Below are 19,102 nucleotides of genomic sequence, written 5' to 3' on the forward strand. Positions count from 1 at the left end.
CTGGGGGTGCGTCGTCATCCGCCTTGGGGCTGGGGGGTCTGGAGGACGCCGCGTCAGCTGAGGGTGTGGTGTTGGCCGGTTCGTTGGATGAGTGGGTGGCGGGGGTGCGGGAGCGGGGACCCGGGGCGGAGAGTGCGGGGCTGCTCGATGGGCTTGATGTGGCGCAGTTGTCGGCCCGGGGGCGGATTAATGCCCTGGTGGTGTTGGAGCAGCATCTGTCCTGGCTGCAGGCCAAGCAGGTTGAGGTGCTGGCCGCGGTCGCCGCGTACACCGATACCCCTGAGGAGATGATTCTGGCGGCGGGTGGCAGCCTGAGCGATGTCTTCGCCGCCGGATGGGATACGGCCGTGGAGGAGGTTGCCTGCGCGCTGCGGCTGGCCAACGTCACTGCCGCGCAGCGGTTGCAGGCGGCCACCTTGCTGGCCGAGCGGCACGAGACGACCACCAAGCTGCTTGCCGCCGGGCAGATCACCTATATCCAGGCGCAGACGCTCGCCGAGCAGTTGCGTGTCGTCGATGACAGTGCTGCCGCGCAGGTTGAGCAGGTCATGGCCGTGAAGATGCCCAGCCAGGCGGCCGGGCAGACCCGGGCCGCGCTGCGGCAGGAAGTCCAGAAGGCCGATCCCGAGGGGGCCGAGCGGCGGCATCAGCAGCGGGTGCGGGAACGCAGGGTGGTCAGCAATCCCGATGATGACGGCATGGCGCTGTTCGGGGCCGTGCTGCCTGCCGAACAGGCCGCGCTCATGGAGGTGGCCGTCGACCGCCGGGCCCAGGGCTATGCCGATGACGGGCGCAGCCTGGAGCAGAAGCGGGTTGATGCGCTCTTCGATCTTGTGGTCAATCAGCCCGGGGTGGTGGGTGGTTCAGGTGTGAGTGGGGGGAGTGGGGCGGGGCGGTCGAGTGGTGTTGTGGTGCAGCTGACCGTGCCGTTCGACATTCTCGTCGGGGAGGAGGATGGGCCTGGTGAGCTGAAGGGGTACGGGCCCATCACCGCCTCGCAGGCCCGGGCGCTTGCCTTTGCGCCGGGTACCGTCTGGCGGCGGTTGCTCACCGCGCCCGAGAGCGGGCTGCTCATCAAGACCGACCCCACCACCTATCGGCCGACCGCCGAGACCGAGCGGCATGTGGTTGCTCGGGATCAGTACTGCGCCTTTCCCAGCTGTCGGATGCCTGCCCATCGTTGCGATCTTGACCATGTGCGGCCGTTCAATCATCGGGATCCGGAGAGGGGCGGGCCGACCGTTCCCGACAATCTGCAGCCGCTGTGCCGACGGCATCATCGGCTCAAGACCCACCATCCCGGCTGGAAGGTCACCCGGGATGCGCACACCGGCACCAGCACCTGGACCGCGCCGACCGGGCATACGTACACCAACAACCCGCCCGTCTACCGGGAGTGAGCCAGCTCAGTTGCTTGTTGCCCAGCGCCTGTGCAGTCGAGCCGAGCGGCGAACCGCCGCCTCGGCTGACAGGCATGGGCGGGTGCCAGCAGGCTGGGGGGTGGGGGCCAAGGGGCCGGCTGCTGCAGCCGCTCCGTCAGGCCTGCAGCTCCGCCCCGTGGCAGTCGCCGTACTGCTGTCCCGAACCGCACCAGCAAACCGCCCCCCGCTGCGGCGGCCAAGCCACAGCCCGCCCCCGCGCCGCCAGCGTCGTCGCGTACTGCGGTAGCAACGCCGCGTCCTCCGGAGACGCGCCCTCCGAAGCCGCGAAGGCCTCGTACGACGGGACCGTGCCCGTCACGATGCCCAGGTTCGGGGTGCCCGAAGCCGACAGTTCCCGCAGTGACGCCTCTATCGTCGCCAGGTGTTCCCCATGCGTGGGGTACTCCACCGCCAGCGACGGATACGCGGCCACCAGTTCCGTCAGCTCGTCAGCCGTCCAGTGCAGCACCGCCACCGGGAACGGACGGGACAGTGCCTCCCGATACGCGCCCAGTTCCGCTCGGAGGCGGTCGATCTCAGCCTCCAGTTCCGCCGGGTTTTCCGAGCCCAGGGACCAGACGCGCTTGGGGTCGTGGAGTTCGTCCAGGGAGACCGGCATGGAGTGGAGCGTGTCCGCCAGGGCGTCCCACTCGTCGTGGGCCACGCCCAGCATCCGCCGGACCCTGTGGCGGCCGAACAGCAGGGGATGGGTGGAGTACGGCGGCTCCGGTACGTCCGTCAGGAGCAGGCGGGCTCCCTCCGTGAAGGTGTCGTGCGCCGCGTCCAGCTCGTCGTGGGACTCCAGGGCCTCCGCGACGATCACCCAGGGGGCCGGGTCCCTCGGGGCCGCTGCCCGGACGCCGTCGATGATCGCCCTCGCCTCTGCCTCGTGGCCGTACTCCCAGAGGTTCGACGCCTTGAGGGCCCGTACCAGGTACGGGTTGTCCAAGGTGACGGAGGACGACAGCAGGCGGTCGTAGAGCGCTGTCGCGGCGGGGCGGTCGCCGGCCAGTTCCAGGTGGGCCGCGGCCTGGACGAGCAGGGCCTCGGCGTCCTCGGGGTAGAGGCCGGCGGTTCGCTCCAGGCGTGCCGCTTCGGCGGGGTGGTCGACGTTTTCGGCAGGCGTGTCGGGGCGCATGGGGGACACCGTACTGCCCATGGCTGACGGAGGAGAGAACGGAGGGGAGAAGAGGGTGCAGATATTGCCTGGTCGAGGACGTCGCCGAGGTGAGCGGTTGGGGGGTGGGGGGCCGGGGTGGGGCCGGGGTCGGGTCGCCGTTGTCGTCGCTGCTTTTACGCCTTCGCCAGGCACAGCAGTGTCAGGAACGGGACCAGGAACAGTGGTGCCGTCGTCAGCCATCTGCGGGGGCCGTCGTCCTCGCGGCCGCGTGGGGTCAGGACGTTCACCGCCGTCAGGGCCATCAGCAGCAGCGCCCCGGTCACCGCCAGCAGGAACATCATCACCGGCGCGTGATCGAGCGTGTGGTAGTCGCAGTTCGAGAGGGCCGGGTCGGGCGCGAAGGCGTCGCAGGGCGAGGGCAGGTAGTCCGTCAGCAGCCAGTACGTCAGGTAGAGCGGGATGATCGCGGGCACCCCGATGGCCAGGTTCGCCAGCGCGGGCGCCACCAGGCCGCGCCGGCGCCCGCGCTCATCCGTTCCTGTCTCCGCTTCCGCTTCCGCTTCCGCTTCCGCTTCCGCTTCTGCTTCTGCTTCTGCTTCCGCTTCCTTCGCGTCCGCCACTTCTCCTGCGGCTGAGTCCGTCATGTGACACGCGACGGTCCTGGAGCGCTTCCGGTTGCGTCAGCCGGTCCCGTCAGATCACCACCCCGTCGATCTGCAGCGTCTGCACCGCCTTCGCCGCGAACGGCACCGCCACCGACTTTCCGCTCAGGAACGTGTTCGAGTACGACCGGTATTGGTCGCCGCCCGTCGTCACCGTGTTCCAGCGGGGGACCAGGCCGCCCGAGCCGCCGGAGACCGTTGTGAAACGAGACAGGTCGAAGGTCAAGGTCTGGGCAGAGGCCGAGGTGTTGACCGCGACTATCACCAAGCGGCGCGCCGACGCGTCGTACGCCGCTGCCGCGTAGCTCACGCCCGTGTCCAGGATGCGCATGCCCGGGCGGATATGGCGGCTGAACTGCGCCATCACGTAGTACTTGGTCTGGACGGTGGTCGGCTGGAGGGTGTTCGCGTCGTACGCGATCATCGCCCAGCCCGTCGTCGGGTCCATGACCTGCCAGTAGCACCAGGCCGTGGGGTGCAGCCAGCGGAAGTCGTAGCAGAGGTTGGAGGCCATGGTGAGGCCCGTGCCGTCGCCGTCGCCCGTCTCCGAGTTCCACAGCTTCTTGCCGGATGTGGTGACCACGTCCGTGTAGAGGAGGTCCCGGCGGCCGCCCGAACCCTGGTAGCCGTGCACGTTGACCTGGCTGACCAGGGCCTTGGTGGAGGAGTTGAAGGAGGACCACGTCGAGCGGGCCGTGTCGTAGTTCGTCTCGTCGGAGGCGGAGATGCGGATGCCTGTCAGGCCGCGCTTGTCCAACTCGCTGCGCATGTACGGGAGTACGGCCGCCTGGACCGCCGGGTCCATGTGGCAGCCCTCCTGGGTGCCGGTGGCGGTCCACCAGGTGGAGGCCGGCTCGTTGAAGGGGTCGACCGTCGCGAAGTTCACGCCCCAGTTGTTCCTGGCGTACAGGGCCGTGGCCGCCAGATGGGAGGCGTGCTGGCGGTAGTTCCAGGTCTGGAGGTTGTTGCCGCCGTCCGCCGCGCCCGAGGGGTTGTGGTTGTTGCACATCCACCACATGGGGGAGTTGGCGAAGAGTTCGGTGATCGCGCCGCGCTGTGTCGCCTTCTGCAGCATCGCGCGCTGGTTCGCGTCCGCCGTCCACTTCCAGGCCGAGGAGGTGGGGTCCTCGTTGTTCCAGTCCTGCCAGAAGCCCTCGATCTGTTTGAAGGCGGGGATGTTCGCCGACTCGACCATCGACTCGCCGTTCACGCTGTTCCAGCTGCACGCGCCGAGGTTGTAGCGGGCGATGTTGAGGCCGAGGCCGGGCAGTGTCGTGCCGTTGTAGGTCACCGGGTTGGTGGTGAAGAAGAGGTCGGCGAAGTCGTTCCGGTTGCCGAAGACGTTGGCCCACCAGGCCAGGGAGGTGCCCCAGCCCTCCCAGGTGCCGTACGACGTGCCGGGGTTGACGGCGATGGTCGCGTCCGCGTGTGCGGTGCCCGTCGCCAGGGCGCTGCCGAGGAATGCGCCGCCTGTCGCCGCCAGCAGAGTTCTGCGTCGGATCATGACTTCTCCGATTCGTTCAGCGCAGCCGATGAAGTGCCTGCTCCAACCAGTTCGTGAGGCGGAGCCCGAAGAGGAGGGCGGTCGTCGTCGAACCGGCGTCGTGGCCTGTCCCGTTCATGCCGACAGGAAGCATCGGGTGTGGCGTATGAGGTTGTCGAGGGTTCCGACAGCCCTTTCTCAAAGCTGTGGAGGAAGTGTTCGGGGTGCCGGACGGAGACGGTTCTGACGGACCGGGCGCGCATGGGTCTGGAGACCTCGCGGGCCTGCCCCTATCGTGCGGGCGGCCCCGGTTTCAGGAGGCTTGCGGATGGTGCGGGTTCGCGTCGTGCAGCACAGCGGGCTTCGGCGGCGTGCCCTGCGGCGGCGGGTGCTGTGGGGTGGCGGGGAGGTGCTCGTCACCGTCGGGGTGGTGCTTCTGCTGCTGGTCGTTCATCAGGTGTGGTGGACCAACCGGGAGGCCAGGGAGGGCGCCGAGCGGGAGGTCCGGGCGCTGGAGCGGACTTGGGACGAGGGAGGCGGTGACTCCCGTACGGCCGTACCGGCGGCGTCGGCGGCCGCGCCCGAGTCCGGGAACGAGCTCCCGCCCGCGTCCACCGGCTCGCCCGAGCGGTCCGCCGGCTCCCGGCAGTCCGCGGCCGCCCCCGCCGCCGACTGGTCCCAGGCCTACGCCATCCTCACCATCCCCCGACTCCACCTCCGCGTCCCCGTCGCCGAGGGCGTCAGCAAGAGCGGTGTGCTCAACAAGGGCTACGCCGGCCACTACCCCGGCACCCAACAGCCGGGCCAGGCGGGCAACTTCGCCCTCGCCGGGCACCGCAACACCCACGGTGAGCCCTTCCGGTACATCAACCGGCTCGCGCGCGGGGACACCGTCCGGGTCGAGACGCGGAGCGCGACGTACACGTACGCCGTCGACAGGACCCTGGCGCGGACCGCCGCCCACGACGGAAGCGTCATCCGGCCGGTCCCGCGCTCCACGGTCAGGCCGGGCCACGGCTACACCGAACCCGGCTACTACCTCACGCTCACCACCTGCACGCCGGAGTACACGTCGAAGTACCGGCTGGTGGTGTGGGGCAAGCTCGTCTCGATGCGGCCTCGGTAGCTCCGCGCCGCCCCGGTAACATCAGGAACGTCAGGACGAGCGCCGTGCGCGATGAACGAGCCGTACGAGGGGAGGGGCGCCGATGATGCGGAGTCGGGCGAGTCTGCGTCCCACCGCCGTGATGGTGCTGCTCTTCCTCGAGATCGCGCTGCTCGACACCGGCAGCCTCTCGGCGACCGTCGCGCTCGCCGCGACCGCCGCCGCGAGCTCCGCGTTCGCCGTCTGCTCCCTGCTCGCCTCGCGTGCCGCGCCCGCCGTGGCGCCCACCCGGGTGCGTACGGCCATCCGCGACCGGGCCCGCCGTACGGCCTTCCTGCCACAACGCGATCCCGACGCCTCAGGCCGGCCACGGCCCAGGGCACCTGGTCACGCCCTCCTGGCGACCGTCGCGTAGGGCACACACCGACTCGGACACGTCGATTCGGACACGTCGATTCGGACAAACTGACTCGGACCCACCGATTCGGGCACCGACTCGGACCCACCGACTTGGACACGCTGTCATCGGACGCGCTGTCCTCGAAGACGTGTGACCCGCGCGGGTCGTCATGCCGCATGCCGGAATTTCCCATCCCGGCATTTCCCCATCACTCCGGCACGACGAGACCCTCGGAGGGCTCACCCATGTCCGTTTTCGCCGACCTTGTTCAGCGGCTGGCCGATCTGCTCGCCCCGCTGTTCGGCGCCTCCGCGGCCGCCGCCGCGATCGTCCTGTTCACCGCGTTCGTACGGCTGCTCGTGCATCCGCTGTCCCGGGCCGCGGCGCGCGGGCAGAAGGCGCGGGCCGAGCTGCAGCCGAAGATCGCCGAGCTGCGCAAGAAGCACGGCAGGAATCCCGAGAAGCTCCAGCGGGCCGTCATGGAGCTGCACGCCGAGGAGAAGGTGTCGCCGCTGTCCGGGTGCCTGCCCAGCCTGTTCCAGCTGCCCGCTTTCTTCCTCCTCTACCACCTGTTCTCGAACACGACGATCGGCGGGCAGGCCAACGAACTGCTCACGCACCAGTTGCTCGCCGCTCCCCTCGGGGACCGGTGGGCGGACGCGCTCGGTGACGGTGGGGTATTCGGTGGTGCGGGGCTCGTGTACGTCGCGCTGTTCGTGGTCGTCGCCTGCGTCGCCGCGTTCAACTACCGCCGTACGAAGCTGATGATGGCGGCGAATCCGGCGGTGCCGGTGAGCGACGGGGAGTCGGTGCCGGGGATGGGGGCCATGACCAAGGTCATGCCGTTCATGTCCTTCTTCACGCTCTTCACGGTGGCGGTGGTGCCGCTGGCCGCCGCCTTGTACGTGGTGACCAGCACGACGTGGAGCGCGGTGGAGCGGGCTGTGCTCTATCGCTGAGGGCTGTGTTCCGGCGTCGAGCGGCAGGTGTGCGGTCGCGGCCTACGGTCCAGTACGTGAACCGGGTATTGCGGACTGGCCGTGGACCTTGGAGGATCGACCAGTCCTCCGATGGCTGCACACATCGGCGGGCGCCCCGCGATCGAGGGAGATTGTGATCATGAAGCTGCTGCGAGTCGGTACGGCGGGAGCGGAGACGCCTGCGCTGCTCGACGCCGAGAGGGTTTTGCGGGACCTCTCCGGTGTGGTGCCGGACATCGATGGAGCGATGCTCGCCGACGGCGCGGCGCTGGGGCGGATTCGTGCCGCCGCGGACGCCGGTGAGCTGCCCGCGCTGGACGCGACCGGGCTGCGGATCGGGCCGCCCCTCGCGCGCATCGGCAAGATCGTGTGCATCGGGCTGAACTACCACGACCACGCCCGCGAGACCGGCGCCGAGCCGCCCGCCGAGCCGGTCATCTTCTTCAAGGCCGCGGACACGGTCGTCGGGCCGAACGACACGGTGCTCGTTCCTCGTGGGTCGGTGAAGACCGACTGGGAGGTGGAGCTCGCCGTCGTCATCGGGCGTACGGCCCGTTATGTGGAGTCCGCCGAGGAAGCGCTCGCGCATGTCGCCGGGTACGCGGTGGCGCACGACGTGTCCGAGCGGGAGTTCCAGATCGAGCGGGGCGGGACCTGGGACAAGGGCAAGAACTGCGAGACGTTCAACCCGCTGGGGCCGTGGCTGGTGACGGCGGACGAGGTTCCGGATCCGCAGAACCTCGCGCTGAAGCTGTGGGTCAACGGTGAGCTGAAGCAGGACGGGACGACCGCGGAGCAGATCTTTCCGGTGGGGGAGGTCGTGCGGTACGTCAGCCAGTTCATGACGCTGTATCCCGGTGACGTCATCAACACGGGTACGCCGGCGGGGGTTGCGTTGGGGCAGCCTGAGCCGAAGCCGTTCCTGCGGGCCGGGGATGTGGTTGAGCTGGAGATCGAGGGGCTGGGTCGTCAGCGGCAGGAGTTCAAAGACGCCTAAGGGGTGGGGGCTGCGCGCAGTACGGCGGGTGCGAGTCCGTCGTGGCTTGTCGCGCAGTTCCCCGCGCTCCTTGTCGGCGTTGCCCTACTGCTTCTCCAAGAAGCGCTCCAGCGCCTCCACCACGAACCTGTGGTCCTCCAGCTGCGGCAGCCCGCTCACCGTCACCGACCCGATGACTCCGACCCCCTCCACATTGATCGGGAACGAGCCCCCATGGGCCGCGTATGTGTCCGGGTCCAGGCGGGAGGACTCCTCGAACGTCGTGCCCTTGGCCCGGAAGCGGGCGCCGACGACGTACGAGGAGGTGGCGTAGCGCTCCACCACCCGGCGCTTGCGCTCGATCCAGGCGTCGTTGTCGGGGGTGGAGCCGGGGAGGGCGGCGTGGAAGAGCTGCTGGCCGGCGCGGCGGATGTCGATGGCGACCGGGGCCTGGCGTTCGCGGGCCATCTCGACCAGCAGGGAGCCGAGGGCCCAGGCGTCGTCTTGGGTGAACTGGCGGAAGACCAGTCGGCGTTCCTGGGCCTCCAGCTCCTCCAAGGGCGGGGTGAGCTCCGGGTGGAACTTCGGGGTGATCTCCGGGTTGTGAGTCTTGTGCGTCATCACAGCTTCACCGCCGATCCGTCATGTGCCGAACGGCGCGCCGCCTCCAGTACGTCGAGGGCGGCGGCGGCCTCCAGGGCCGTCACCGGGTTGGGGCCGCCGTCCAGCAGTGCCTTTGCCACGGCCGCATAGTAGGCGGGGTAGTCGCCGGGGAGGGTCGGTTCGGCGCGGCCGCCGCCCGTCAGGGGGGACTCGCCGGAGCCCACTCGGCCCCACAGCGACTCGGGTTCCGTGCCCCAGTCGGCCGCCGTGCCCGGGCGCTGCCCCTCCCGCAGCGCCGCCTCCTGCGGGTCCAGGCCGTACTTGACGTAGCCCGCCTTCGAGCCCAGCACCCGGAAGCGGGGGCCGAGTTGGGCGGTCGTAGCGGAGACGTAGAGGTGGGAGCGGACGCCGCTCGCGTGTGTGAGGGCGATGAACGTGTCGTCGTCCGTCTCGGCGCCGGGGCGGCGGATGTCGGCCTCGGCGTACACCTGCGTCACGGGGCCGAAGAGGACCAGTGCCTGGTCGACGACATGGCTGCCGAGGTCGTACAGCAGACCTCCGATCTCTTCCGGGGCGCCGGATTCCCGCCAGCCGCCCTTGAGTTGCGGCCGCCAGCGTTCGAAGCGGGACTCGAAGCGCCATACGTCGCCCAGCTCGTCCTCGGCCAGGAGCCGGCGGAGCGTCAGGAAATCGTTGTCCCAGCGGCGGTTCTGGAAGACGGAGAGGAGCAGGCCGCGCTCCTCGGCCAGCGCCGCCAGCTCGCGCGCCTCGGCCGCCGTGCCGGCGATCGGCTTGTCCACGACTACCGGCAGGCCCGCCTTCAGGGCGGCGGTCGCGAGCGGGACATGCGTCTTGTTCGGGGAGGCGATGACGACCAGGTCGAGGTCGGCGGCGCGGGCGAGGAGGTCCTCGGGGGTGGCGGCGAGGTGTGCGTCCGGGTGCTCGGCGCGGGCCTGCCTCTGCCGTTCGAGGTTCGACGTGACCACCGTGTCCAGGGTGAGCCCCTCGGTGGTGGCGATCAGCGGGGCGTGGAAGACGGAGCCTGCGAGGCCGTAGCCGATCAGGCCGACGCGGAGGGGAGTAGCAGTCATGCGTCCCACTTTCGCAACGCTGTTGCCAAAGTGCAAGCGCGGGGGAGAATGGCCGTGTGGATGGTGTGGGTGGTGGCTTGAACAGGGCGAAGGGCCGGGGCGGCGGTGGGGTGGCGGGTGCCGTCGCCGGTGGCGCCGACGGCAGCGTCGGCGGCGGTGCTGGTGGTGGTGTCGCGGGCGGTGCCGGTGGTGGGGTGAATCTGGGGGCCCTGCGCAGTCACAACACCGCGCTCGTGCTCGACCTGCTGCGCACGGCCGGCCCTGAGGGCATCAGTCGGCTCGAACTCGCCGAGCGCACCGGTCTCACCCCGCAGGCGGTCAGCAAGATCACCGCGCGGCTGCGGGAGAACGGGCTGGCGGCGGAGGCGGGGCGGCGGGCGTCGACCGGGGGCAAGCCGCGTACGGTGCTGCGGCTGGTGCCGGAGGCCGGGTATGCGGTGGGGGTGCATCTGGACCGGGACGAGCTGACGGCCGTGCTCTGCGATCTGACCGGTGCCGTGGTGGCCCGGCGCAGGACGCCGCTGGATCTCGGGGCCGGTGCGGAGACGGTCGTCGAGCGGGCCGTGCGCGAGGTGGGGGAACTGGTGGTCGAGGGCGATCGAGGCGGCCGGGGGGATCGGGATGGTCAGGGCGTCGGGGGTGGTCAGGGTGGTCGAGGTGGCCCGGGTGGTCGACCCGGGGCCGTGCTCGGTGTCGGCGTCGCGCTGCCCGGGCCGCTCGACCATCGGCGCGGTGTGCTGCACCGGGTCACCGGGTTCCCGGAGTGGAACGGTTTTCCGCTGCGGGACGTGCTCGCGCGGCGGCTCTCGCTGCCGGTCGTCGTCGACAAGGACACCAACGCCGCCGCCCTCGGACTCGCGGTCGGGGGAGCGGCCGCGCCCGTCTCGTCGTTCGCGTATCTGCACTTCGGGGCGGGACTCGGCGGGGGGCTCGTGATCGGGGGAGCGGTGCACCGGGGGACCCGTACGGGGGCGGGGGAGTTCGGGCACCAGGTCGTCCAGCTGGACGGTCCGCCCTGCGGATGCGGCAACCGTGGCTGTGTCGAGGCGCTGTGCCTGGCCGCGGTGGCGCGGGGCGACCTGGCGGAGGCGGCCCGGGTGCTCGGCACCGCGGCCGGCAACCTGGTCGCGCTGCTCGACGTCGACCTGGTCCTGCTGGGTGGCCGTACGGTCGCCGCCGCCCCGGAGACCTTCGTACGCGGGGTCGCCGCCGTCCTCGACGAACGCGCCCGGCGCGCGGGCGGGGACGCGGTGCCGGTGCGGGTTGCCTCCGGCGGGGGGCCGGGGGAGCGCGGCGAGCAGGGGGAGCACGGGGTTGCCGAAGGAGCGGCCCAGCTGCTGCTGGCGCCGCTGTTCGGGCGGGCCGACGCGTGAGATTCGGGCCGACGCGGGGAGGGCGGGCCGGGCGCGTGAGAGTGGTCCGGGTGGGCTGACCGGCGTCCGCTGATCGAGGGGACTTGCGTCGCCGTACGGAATGGCGTCCTCCGGAAGCCGTACCGACCCGGCATGGTCATGTGATTATGCGACTGCACTCATCTGCCGCCCTCTGCCTCGCAGCAGCCGCCCTCCTCGCCGCAGCGCCCCCGGTGCGTGCGGAACCCCCGGCGGAGCTGCCCAGCTGCGCCACCGGCGACCGGGACTTCCCCCTCGCCACCCGCCTCCACGGCGGCCCCGGCTCCTACGTGGCCGGCGGCGGATTCGGCACCTGGTACCTGGAGCTCACCAACACCACCGGGCGGACCTGTACCGGCATCCACCCCGTGGTCGTCCTTGTCGACGGCAAACGCGCCCTCAAGCCGTCCCAGCCCCGCCTGGAGTTCTACGGCGCCCGGAACGACACCCGCCCCCACCCGGTCCGCTTCGAGACCACCGACCAGCACGAACTCGTCGGCGCCTTCGACGGCTTCCCCGGCTTCACGGTCGGCCCTCGCGGGACCGTCACCGTCAAGGTCCGGCTCGCCATCACCTCGGACGCCGTACCGAACGAGGTCATCGCCAACGCGGCCGTCGTCCAGCGCCACGAAGGCGACGGCGACTGGGTCGGCCAGTCCAACGACTACCGCTTCACCATCGACGCCGACCCGACCGACGCGGCGACCGAGCCCTCCGGCACGGCAGCCCCGAGCGCCCCCGCCGACCAGAACGCCACGGCCGACCCGAACGCCTCGCCCGGCACCGACACCGCCCGCAACCACCTCACCTTCGCCGACGAACTCGCCCGCACGGGTCTCACCTCAACTCCCGGAGCCGCCCTCGCCGCCACCATCTCCCTCGTCCTGATCGGCGCGGGGTTCCTCCTGGCCCGGAGGCGCCGCTGAGAGGCGCCGCACACCGCCCGGGAGGCGCCACCCCAGCCCACCGCCCCGTCTGCGACGATCCCTGCGTGGACTACCCGAACGACCAGGCCCCCGGCGACCCCGTGCGCCACGGCATCCCCGAGCACGGCCGTATCCCCAAGTACTACGCGGTGAAGGCCCGGCTCGACGGCCTCATCGGTGAACTCGGCGAGGGAGACGCGCTTCCGACCGAACGCGATCTCTCCGAGCAGTACGAGGTCGCTCGCGAGACCGTCCGGCAGGCGATCCGCGAGCTGGTGCTGGAGGGCAAGCTGCGGCGGCAGGGGCGGGGCACGGTCGTCGCCGGGCCGAAGCTCGAACAGCCTCTCTCCCTCGCCAGCTACACCGAGGGCGTACGCCGCCAGGGGCGCACCCCCGGCCGTAGCCTCGTCACCCTCGACCGCTTCCCCTGCCCCGCGTCCCTCGCCGCCGAGACCGGCCTCGAACGCGGCGAACCCGTCTGGCACCTGGAGCGCGTACTGCTCGCCGACGACGAGCGGGTCGGCCTGGAGAGCACCTACGTCGCCGTGGCCCGGGTCCCGCGGCTCGACGCCGACTTCGACCCCGACTCCTCCTTCTACGCCTTCCTCCACGGCCAGGGCATCACCTTCGGTGACGCCGACGAGCGCATCGAGACGGTGCTGGCCACCCCGCGCGAGGCGCTCCTCATCGGAACCCCGCCAGCCCTCCCGATGCTGTTGATCCACCGGGTGTCGCGGGACTCGGAGGGACGGCCGCTGGAGCGGGTGCGGTCGCTCTACCGCGGCGACCGGTTCTCCTTCACCACGCATCTGCGCGGCTGAGGCCCTCGCACCTCCGCGGCTGAGCTCCAGCATCTGCAAGCGGCTCAGCTGAAAGTCCCGATATGCACCCATTCCGCACCCTCACTCGCGTCACGAAGGGATAACGGGTCTAGCCCAAACGTGATGGCCGGTTCACGCTCTCGTTGTCAGCCGGACCCTTCCGGTTCCCCGATCCCGAGGAGCGTGGCCGTCGTGAGAGTGATAGTCGTCGGAGCCGGCGTGGTGGGCACCATGCACGCCTGGCAGGCAGTGGAACGCGGCCACGAGGTCGTCCAGATCGAGCGCGAGGCGGAGGCTCGCGGCGCCTCGCTGCGCAACTTCGGCCAGATCTGGGTGAGTGGCCGGGCAGGTGGTGAGGAACTGCGGACCGCGCTGCGGGCGCGCGAGCTGTGGGAGGAGATCGGCCGCCGCGTGCCCGCGCTGGGCTTCCGGCCGAACGGCTCACTCACCCCCGTGCGCGGCGACCTCGAACTCGCCGTCGCCGAGGCCGCCGTGGCCCGGGAGGACGCCGCAGCCCGCGGCCACAAGCTGCTGACCCGCGACGAGGCCCGCGCCCTGAACCCCGCCCTGCGCGGCGAGTTCACCGCCGCCCTGTACTGCGAGCGCGACGCGGCCGTCGAGCCGCGCACCGCACAGCTCGCCCTGCGCGCCGAGCTGTCGAAGTCGCCCGACTACACCTTCCGGCCCGGCAGGGAGGTCCGCGAGGTCATCGGTCACGGTGCCGTCCGCGACGACCACGGCGATGTGCACAGCGGGGACGTCGTCGTCCTGTGCACGGGCGCCTGGCTCGGCGGCCTGGTCCGTGAGCTGGCCGGGCCCGAACTCCCCGTCCGTCGGGTACGCCTGCAGATGATGCAGACCGACCCGCTCGGCGAACCGCTCACCACATCGGTCGCCGACGCGGACAGCTTCCGCTACTACCCGGCGTACGCCTCCGCCGCACTGGACGAGCTCAACGCCGGTCAGCCGCAGTCCGAGACCGCCGCGGCGCACCGTATGCAACTGCTGATGGTGCAGCGCGCCGACGGCGGCCTGACCATCGGCGACACCCACGAGTACGAGCACCCCTTCGCCTTCGACACCGTCGAGGACCCCTACGACCACCTCACCGAGGTCGTCGAATCCCTCCTCGGCCGCCCGCTGCCGAAGATCCGGCGCCGCTGGGCGGGGGTGTACGCGCAGTGCAGCGATCCGGGACGGGTCGTGCACCGGCAGCAGGTGCGCGACGGGGTGTGGCTGGTGACCGGGCCCGGCGGGCGCGGCATGACCTGCTCGCCCGCGATAGCCGAGACGACCGCGAACGAACTGGGCTGGTGAGGAAATTGACGAGCGATCAGCAGAGCGTGGCGAGCGATCAGCAGCACGATCCGCAGTCGCGGCTGGTCGTGCTCGACATGGCCGGTACGACCGTCGCCGACGGCGGTCTCGTCGAGCGTGCCTTCGCGGCGGCCGCGCGCCACCTCGGCGCCGACCCCGCCCCGATGCTGGACTACGTCCGAGCCACCATGGGCGAGTCCAAGATCTCCGTCTTCCGGCATCTGTTCGGCGAGGAGGCGAGGGCCCAGGAGGCCAACAAGGCCTTCGAGGCGGCGTACGCCGAACTCGTCGACGGCGGCCGGGTCGCGGCCCTGCCCGGCGCGCGCGAGACCATCGAGGAGCTGACGTCCCAGGGCCGTACGGTCGTGTTGACCACCGGCTTCTCCCGCCCCACCCAGGACGCGATCCTGGCCGCACTCGGCTGGCAGGACCTGGTGCCCCTCACCCTGTGCCCCGCCGATGCCGGGGGCCGGGGGCGGCCGTACCCGGACATGGTCCTCACCGCGTTCCTGCGGACGGCGGCGGCCCAGGACGTCCGGCAGATCGCCGTCGTCGGCGACACCTCGTACGACATGCTCAGCGGGGTCCGCTCGGGTGCGGGCTTCGTCGGCGGCGTCCTTACCGGCGCCCACGACGAGGACGCGCTGTGGGCGGCGGGCGCGACCCATGTCCTCGGCTCCGTCGCGGAGTTGCCCGGAGTGCTCGCATGAGTGGCGGCATCCGCTTCGACTCCGTCACCGTCGCCTACGACGGCAACGTCGTCCTCGACGCCCTCGACCTCACCGTCGAACCCGGCGAGGTCATGGCGCTGCTCGGGCCGTCCGGATCCGGCAAGACCACCGCGCTGCGGGCGGTCGCCGGGTTCGTGCGGCCCGCCCCCGGGCGGGTGTACCTCGGCGGGCGGGACGTGACGGACCTGGAACGAGCTGAAGCAGGCGCCCACGACGTGGGAGGAACTGCTGGACGGTTCGTACAGGAACAAGCTCCAGTACTCCACCCCGGGCGTCGCCGGCGACGGAACCGCCGTCCTCATCAAGGCGATGCACGACTTCGGCGGAGAGAAGGCGGCTATGGACTACCTCGGCAGGCTCCAGTCCAACAACGTCGGCCCCTCCGCCTCCACCGGCAAGCTCGCCCCCAAGGTCGACAAGGGCGAACTGCTCGTCGCCAACGGTGATGTCCAGATGAACCACGCCCAGTCCCAGACCATGCCGAACCCCGGCATCTGGTTCCCCGCCCGCGAAGGCGGCAAGCCCACCACCTTCGCCCTGCCCTACGCCGCCGGCCTTCTCACCGGCGCCCCGCACGGCGGGAACGGCAGGAAGCTGCTCGACTTCATGCTGAGCCAGGGCGCCCAGCAGCAGGTCAGCGAGATCGGCGGCGGCTTCAGCGCCCGCCAGGACGTCAAGGCCACCGACGCCAACGCCGTCGCCCTCACGAAGATCATGGAGGGCGTCGAGGTCTTCGAGCCCGACTGGGACGACATCGACGAGAACCTGACGTCGTACGTCGACGCCTGGAAGCCGGCCACCGGCAGCTGACACCCGCGGAACTTCTCCCTCCCTTCCCGCCGGCAACTCCCCCGCTTCGCCACCCCGCAACGCCCCTGGGCAGCACCACCAGGGGCGCTTGCCATGCCCGCGCGCACACTTGTCCCAGGAGGATCACGTGACGTCACCCCTGTCCCGCCGCACCGTCCTCACCACCACCGCGGCGACCGCCGCCACCATGGCGCTGGGCGCCTCCACCGCCCCCGGCGCCCATGCCGTCCCCACCCTCCCGAGCGGCACCAGCAAGGACAAGGTGCTGGTCATCGGCATGGACGGGCTTCGCCACGACCGCATCGACGCGGCGAACGCCCCGCACCTGAAGGCCATGATGAGCGAGGGCACGTACGGCACCTCGCTGCTGTACGCGGGCCCGATGGCCGCCACCTCCTCGGGCCCCGGCTGGTCCACGATCTCCACCGGAGTCTGGCCCGACAAGCACGGCGTCAAGGACAACACCTTCGTCGGCAAGAGGTACGACCGCTACCCCGGCTTCCTCGCCCGCCTCGCCCGGATCCGGCCCGCGCTGGCCACCTACGCGGCCGTCGACTGGAAGCCCCTGGACACCCAGGGCACCGTCACCCCGGGCGCCGATGTGAAGCTCGTCCTCGACGGCGACGCCGACGGCTACACCGGGCACGACGCCACCATCGCCGGCGATGCCGAGACGATCATCCGCGACCAGAACCCGGACGTCCTGTTCGTCTACTTCGGCCAGTCCGACATCGTCGGCCACGACTCCGGCGCCGGGAGCCAGGCCTACCTCGACCAGATCGCCGTCCAGGACGCCTACCTCGGCCGGCTGCGCGCCGCGATCAAGGCCCGGCCCAGCCGTGCCACGGAGCGCTGGACGGTCATCGTCACCACCGACCACGGCCACCTGGACGCGGGCGGCCACGGCGGTTCGGCGATCGAGGAACGGCGCACCTTCGTCCTCGCCACCGGCCCTGGCATCGCCGCGGGCGCGCGCCCCATCGACACCCGCCTCGTCGACGTCGTCCCCACGGTCTTCAAGCAGCTCGGCATCCCCGTCGACCCCGCCTGGGGCCTGGACGGCAAGCCGGTCCAGGAGCGGACCACCGACCCCTTCGACGCGCTCACCCTGTCCGCCCGCACGGACGAGGCGGGCATCCCGTCGACCGTCCTCGGCTACACCCACACCCCGCCCAGCGGCTGGTCCGTCATCAACAACGCCATGGGCGGCGGAGGGATGACCGAGTGGCGCGGCTGGGCCTTCGCCACCGAGTTCTGGTCCCGCACCCAACGCGACCAGTGGCGTGAGCTCAACGTCCGCGCGCGGGGCGTCTTCGCCGTCGCCGACTCCGACGAGTGGGCGGACAGGTCCTTCTCCGGCACCTACGACTCGACCCTGGTCACGCCCGCGTACGACGTCACGGGGAGCGCGAAGGTCCGGCTGGACTTCACGACCCTCTACCGGCAGGAGGGCTCCCAGACCGCCCAGGTCCTCGTGTCCTTCAACGGCAACACCCCCGCCGTCGTCAAGAGCTACACCTCCGACGTCGTCTCGCAGCCCCAGTCGCTGACCGTCGGCGTCCCCTCCGGGGCCACCACCGTTCACTTCCGGTTCCGCTACACCGGGTCCAACAACTGGTTCTGGGTGATCGACGGGGTCAGGATCAGCCACTCCTGACTACCCTGGGGGCGTCGGCACGGCGTGGTTCCGGCGCCCCTCCCGCTCATCCCGTACGCAGGCCAGGAGAGACCCAGCACCATGGCAGACCGCAAGCCCATCGAGTCATGGCTCACCGACATGGACGGTGTGCTCATCCACGAGGGCATCCCGATCCCCGGCGCCGACGCCTTCATCAAGAAGCTGCGCGAGTCCGGCAAGCCCTTCCTCGTCCTCACCAACAACTCGATCTACACCCCGCGCGACCTGCACGCCCGGCTGAACCGCATGGGCCTGGAGGTGCCGATCGAGAACATCTGGACGTCGGCGCTGGCCACCGCGCAGTTCCTGGACGACCAGCGCCCGGGCGGCTCGGCGTACGTCCTCGGCGAGGCGGGCCTGACGACCGCGCTGCACGACATCGGCTACATCCTCACCGACCACGCCCCGGACTACGTCGTTCTCGGTGAGACCCGCACCTACTCCTTCGAGGCCATGACCAAGGCGGTCCGGCTCATCAACGACGGCGCCCGCTTCATCTGCACCAACCCCGACGAGACGGGCCCGTCGGCCGAGGGCCCGCTGCCCGCGACGGGCGCCGTCGCCGCGCTGATCACCAAGGCGACCGGCAAGCAGCCGTACTTCGCGGGCAAGCCGAACCCGCTGATGATGCGGACCGGCCTGAACGCGATCGGCGCCCACTCCGAGACCAGCGCGATGATCGGCGACCGCATGGACACCGACGTGCTGGCCGGCATGGAGGCCGGGATGCAGACGTTCCTGGTGCTCACCGGCCTGACCAGGCCCGAGCAGATCGAGAACTTCCCGTACCGGCCGTCCAGGGTCGTGGACTCGATCGCGGACCTCGTCGACCGGATCTGACTGGACCCGGTCAGATCTGACCGGATTCGAAACCCCGTATGCCCGAAACACGACCCATACGGAGCATTACGGACCGGTTTGAGGTGCAGGGCCGGTGCTCCGGAGGGAATCTCCAGGTATCTGGAGGTTCACGATGGGATCACTGCGAGTCACTCTCTGTGCGATCGCCGCTCTGGGGGCGGTGGCCGTCGCCCCGGCGGCACACGCGGCGGACGGGGGTGTCTCGGTCAGTCCGTCGTCCCCGCACCCCGGCAGCGACATCGCGCTGCGGGTGAGCGGATGCCCGGGGAAGACCGCCACGGCCGTCTCCGCGGCGTTCGTCGCCGACGCCCGCCTCACCGTCGGTGACGACGGCGCGCTCGTCGGCGAGAGCCGCGTCCGCTCCACGCTGACGGCGGGGACCTACGACGTGCGGGTCGCCTGCGGGGGCACGGCCGCCAAGGGCGCCGTCACCGTCGTACGAAAGGGCGCGGAACGGTCCGGACGGCAGGGACCGCAGCCGTCGGCGCCCGCCTCTCCCGTGGCCCCGGTCCGGGCGGGCGGCGGCGGCACCGCACAACTCGCCGTCGTCGACGCCCGCGCGGCCGGCCCCGGCACGGCGCACACCGTGACCGGGCTGGTCCTCGCCGGCGTCGCGGCCACCGCTGTGGCGCTCAGGAGCGCGCGCCGGAGCCGACAGCAGCGCGAGGCGTTCGGCCGGGAGGCGGGTGGGCCGCGGTGAGCGGGGGTCGGCCGGGGGGCGGTCGG

General features: G+C 71.1%; 18 protein-coding genes and 2 pseudogenes. 15 read left to right on the forward strand and 5 right to left on the reverse strand.

The window, feature by feature from the left end:
• The first annotated feature begins 71 nt into the window (after nt 1–71).
• Nucleotides 72–1,400, forward strand: coding sequence for an HNH endonuclease signature motif containing protein (locus IF78_RS0102975; RefSeq protein WP_234439754.1), 1,329 nt, complete (start codon nt 72–74; stop codon nt 1,398–1,400).
• Between the two features lie 136 nt (nt 1,401–1,536).
• Here the strand turns inward: IF78_RS0102975 and IF78_RS0102980 are convergent, their stop codons facing one another.
• The 3 genes from IF78_RS0102980 to IF78_RS0102990 all read right to left on the reverse strand — a co-directional run bounded on the left by IF78_RS0102980 (nt 1,537) and on the right by IF78_RS0102990 (nt 4,707).
• Nucleotides 1,537–2,559, reverse strand: a complete 1,023-nt coding sequence (locus tag IF78_RS0102980; protein WP_031478433.1) for an SEC-C domain-containing protein — start codon at nt 2,557–2,559, stop codon at nt 1,537–1,539.
• Nucleotides 2,560–2,714: 155 nt separating this feature from the next.
• Nucleotides 2,715–3,185, reverse strand: a complete 471-nt coding sequence (locus IF78_RS48245; protein WP_078662282.1) for a hypothetical protein — start codon at nt 3,183–3,185, stop codon at nt 2,715–2,717.
• A gap of 49 nt (nt 3,186–3,234) precedes the next feature.
• Nucleotides 3,235–4,707: a glycoside hydrolase gene (locus tag IF78_RS0102990; RefSeq protein WP_031478436.1), complete on the reverse strand. Its 1,473-nt coding sequence runs from the start codon at nt 4,705–4,707 to the stop codon at nt 3,235–3,237.
• A 307-nt stretch (nt 4,708–5,014) separates the two neighbouring features.
• Here IF78_RS0102990 and IF78_RS0103000 point away from each other — a divergent pair, with 307 nt between their 5' ends.
• The 4 genes from IF78_RS0103000 (at nt 5,015) to IF78_RS0103015 (ending at nt 8,168) form a co-directional block, all read left to right on the forward strand.
• Nucleotides 5,015–5,812: a class E sortase gene (locus IF78_RS0103000; RefSeq protein ID WP_031478438.1), complete on the forward strand. Its 798-nt coding sequence runs from the start codon at nt 5,015–5,017 to the stop codon at nt 5,810–5,812.
• An 82-nt stretch (nt 5,813–5,894) separates the two neighbouring features.
• Nucleotides 5,895–6,206: a DUF6412 domain-containing protein gene (locus IF78_RS0103005; protein ID WP_031478440.1), complete on the forward strand. Its 312-nt coding sequence runs from the start codon at nt 5,895–5,897 to the stop codon at nt 6,204–6,206.
• Between the two features lie 230 nt (nt 6,207–6,436).
• Nucleotides 6,437–7,150 carry a YidC/Oxa1 family membrane protein insertase gene (locus IF78_RS0103010; protein WP_031478441.1) on the forward strand — a complete coding sequence of 238 codons (714 nt, stop codon included), beginning with the start codon at nt 6,437–6,439 and terminating at the stop codon, nt 7,148–7,150.
• Between the two features lie 160 nt (nt 7,151–7,310).
• Entirely contained in the window at nt 7,311–8,168 is an 858-nt protein-coding gene (locus IF78_RS0103015; RefSeq protein WP_031478443.1) for a fumarylacetoacetate hydrolase family protein, read from the forward strand.
• 84 nt (nt 8,169–8,252) lie between these two features.
• Here the strand turns inward: IF78_RS0103015 and IF78_RS0103020 are convergent, their stop codons facing one another.
• Together IF78_RS0103020 and IF78_RS0103025 are read right to left on the reverse strand one after the other, a co-directional pair.
• Complete coding sequence (locus IF78_RS0103020) at nt 8,253–8,768, reverse strand: heme-degrading domain-containing protein (protein WP_031478444.1); 516 nt, start codon at nt 8,766–8,768, stop codon at nt 8,253–8,255.
• Nucleotides 8,768–9,841, reverse strand: a complete 1,074-nt coding sequence (locus IF78_RS0103025; protein WP_031478445.1) for a Gfo/Idh/MocA family protein — start codon at nt 9,839–9,841, stop codon at nt 8,768–8,770. The genes IF78_RS0103020 and IF78_RS0103025 overlap by 1 nt, the downstream gene beginning before the upstream one ends.
• Nucleotides 9,842–9,918: 77 nt before the next feature.
• Between IF78_RS0103025 and IF78_RS0103030 the strand changes: the two genes are divergently transcribed.
• The 10 genes and pseudogenes from IF78_RS0103030 (at nt 9,919) to IF78_RS0103070 (ending at nt 19,076) form a co-directional block, all read left to right on the forward strand.
• Entirely contained in the window at nt 9,919–11,214 is a 1,296-nt protein-coding gene (locus IF78_RS0103030) for an ROK family transcriptional regulator (protein WP_425314591.1), read from the forward strand.
• Between the two features lie 140 nt (nt 11,215–11,354).
• Entirely contained in the window at nt 11,355–12,158 is an 804-nt protein-coding gene (locus IF78_RS0103035; protein ID WP_037639526.1) for an LPXTG cell wall anchor domain-containing protein, read from the forward strand.
• Nucleotides 12,159–12,223: 65 nt separating this feature from the next.
• Entirely contained in the window at nt 12,224–12,979 is a 756-nt protein-coding gene (locus IF78_RS0103040) for a GntR family transcriptional regulator (protein WP_031478451.1), read from the forward strand.
• A gap of 192 nt (nt 12,980–13,171) precedes the next feature.
• Nucleotides 13,172–14,296, forward strand: a complete 1,125-nt coding sequence (locus tag IF78_RS0103045) for a TIGR03364 family FAD-dependent oxidoreductase (RefSeq protein ID WP_031478452.1) — start codon at nt 13,172–13,174, stop codon at nt 14,294–14,296.
• Nucleotides 14,297–14,301: 5 nt separating this feature from the next.
• Nucleotides 14,302–15,006: a phosphonatase-like hydrolase gene (locus IF78_RS0103050; protein ID WP_031478454.1), complete on the forward strand. Its 705-nt coding sequence runs from the start codon at nt 14,302–14,304 to the stop codon at nt 15,004–15,006.
• A pseudogene (locus IF78_RS45650) lies at nt 15,003–15,236 on the forward strand (ATP-binding cassette domain-containing protein); the annotation flags it as partial. The gene IF78_RS0103050 and the pseudogene IF78_RS45650, both read left to right, overlap by 4 nt.
• Nucleotides 15,220–15,837, forward strand: a pseudogene (locus IF78_RS0103055) (extracellular solute-binding protein); the annotation flags it as partial. The pseudogenes IF78_RS45650 and IF78_RS0103055, both read left to right, overlap by 17 nt.
• A 127-nt stretch (nt 15,838–15,964) precedes the next feature.
• Nucleotides 15,965–17,494 (forward strand): alkaline phosphatase family protein, encoded by a 1,530-nt coding sequence (locus IF78_RS0103060; protein WP_031478458.1) that lies wholly within the window; start codon nt 15,965–15,967, stop codon nt 17,492–17,494.
• Nucleotides 17,495–17,575: 81 nt separating this feature from the next.
• A complete protein-coding gene (locus tag IF78_RS0103065) occupies nt 17,576–18,355 on the forward strand; it encodes an HAD-IIA family hydrolase (protein ID WP_031478459.1) in 780 nt (259 codons plus the stop codon).
• Nucleotides 18,356–18,488: 133 nt separating this feature from the next.
• Complete coding sequence (locus tag IF78_RS0103070) at nt 18,489–19,076, forward strand: hypothetical protein (protein WP_051827478.1); 588 nt, start codon at nt 18,489–18,491, stop codon at nt 19,074–19,076.
• Nucleotides 19,077–19,102 lie beyond the last annotated feature (26 nt).

It is taken from the genome of Streptomyces bicolor, from assembly GCF_000719285.1.
Taxonomy (GTDB): Bacteria; Actinomycetota; Actinomycetes; order Streptomycetales; family Streptomycetaceae; genus Streptomyces; species Streptomyces bicolor.

Bases quoted from the DNA above. Each gene is read 5' to 3' on its own strand.
- IF78_RS0103025 (WP_031478445.1), bottom strand. From the start codon at position 9,841: ATGACTGCTACTCCCCTCCGCGTCGGCCTGATCGGCTACGGCCTCGCA.
- IF78_RS0103005 (WP_031478440.1), top strand. From the start codon at position 5,895: ATGATGCGGAGTCGGGCGAGTCTGCGTCCCACCGCCGTGATGGTGCTG.
- IF78_RS0103020 (WP_031478444.1), bottom strand. From the start codon at position 8,768: ATGACGCACAAGACTCACAACCCGGAGATCACCCCGAAGTTCCACCCG.
- IF78_RS0102990 (WP_031478436.1), bottom strand. From the start codon at position 4,707: ATGATCCGACGCAGAACTCTGCTGGCGGCGACAGGCGGCGCATTCCTC.
- IF78_RS0103000 (WP_031478438.1), top strand. From the start codon at position 5,015: ATGGTGCGGGTTCGCGTCGTGCAGCACAGCGGGCTTCGGCGGCGTGCC.
- IF78_RS0103065 (WP_031478459.1), top strand. From the start codon at position 17,576: ATGGCAGACCGCAAGCCCATCGAGTCATGGCTCACCGACATGGACGGT.
- IF78_RS0102980 (WP_031478433.1), bottom strand. From the start codon at position 2,559: ATGCGCCCCGACACGCCTGCCGAAAACGTCGACCACCCCGCCGAAGCG.
- IF78_RS48245 (WP_078662282.1), bottom strand. From the start codon at position 3,185: ATGACGGACTCAGCCGCAGGAGAAGTGGCGGACGCGAAGGAAGCGGAA.
- IF78_RS0103015 (WP_031478443.1), top strand. From the start codon at position 7,311: ATGAAGCTGCTGCGAGTCGGTACGGCGGGAGCGGAGACGCCTGCGCTG.
- IF78_RS0103070 (WP_051827478.1), top strand. From the start codon at position 18,489: ATGGGATCACTGCGAGTCACTCTCTGTGCGATCGCCGCTCTGGGGGCG.
- IF78_RS0103010 (WP_031478441.1), top strand. From the start codon at position 6,437: ATGTCCGTTTTCGCCGACCTTGTTCAGCGGCTGGCCGATCTGCTCGCC.